The sequence below is a fragment of the Oleiphilus sp. HI0123 genome (assembly GCF_001635315.1).
In genome coordinates this window covers 1-797 of sequence record NZ_LWGE01000956.1, presented here as the reverse complement: position 1 = coordinate 797, position 797 = coordinate 1, and the positions used below count along the sequence as shown (strand labels likewise).

The following is a 797-nucleotide window of genomic DNA, read 5'->3' as shown; positions in this document are numbered from 1 at the left end:
ACCCTTAAAACAGATTGAACAGGTTTAAATATGAGGTGTTAAGCGAAGGCCTAGATGGAATAGGCCTTCGCGATGAAATCTAGGTTATGCCTTGAGGCTTTGTAAGAACGCGGAAACCATGGAAAGAAAACCCCGCAATTGTCGCAATGCATGACCCTAAACGACGGCACTTCAATTTACTTAAGGTAAGTGCTAAGAGGCTAATCCGAAATACTCTGTCAACGAAGGAATGGGTTCAACATTCGACCAAAAAAGCCCGTCATTTTCAAAGGAGCATCCATCACAGCAAAGCATATACAGTCTTCTTCCATATGCGCTCTTGGCTGGTGAATAGTCTGGGTGTCGGCCAAAATGAAATCATCTTTATGATAATCACCTGCTTTATCGCAAAAACTACCACGCATCACCAAGGTAAATTCATTGCCCTCATGTGTATGCTCTGGGAGTTCTTTGCCTGCAGCGATTCGATAAAACTTAGCGGTGTAGCGTTCATCGGAAATAGGTAATACAAACTCTTTTATGCTGCTTGAAAAGCCTGACCACGATAACTGGTCGAAGTCTTTATCAACAAACCGCCTCAGTGGCGGTGGAATCTCGACCTGCTGATTCGCTGAGTTCAAAGGTTTGTCATTCGCGACAGGATCATCAAGCCGCGCGAGAATATTGTCTAGTACGTTCGCGCCAACCGGCTCAGGCTCCAGGCTAGATAATATATCACCGCCTAAGCTTTCGTAACGTCGTACTTTTGCGGCACACGAACCGCAAGTTTCGATATGACAAGCAACGATAATACCCAA

At 45.0% G+C, this 797-nt stretch carries 1 protein-coding gene; it reads right to left on the bottom strand.

Annotated elements, in window-relative coordinates:
* Positions 1-218: 218 nt before the first annotated feature.
* A partial coding sequence (locus tag A3761_RS08305) for a ChrR family anti-sigma-E factor (protein WP_197472975.1) occupies positions 219-797 on the bottom strand: 579 nt, incomplete at its 5' end.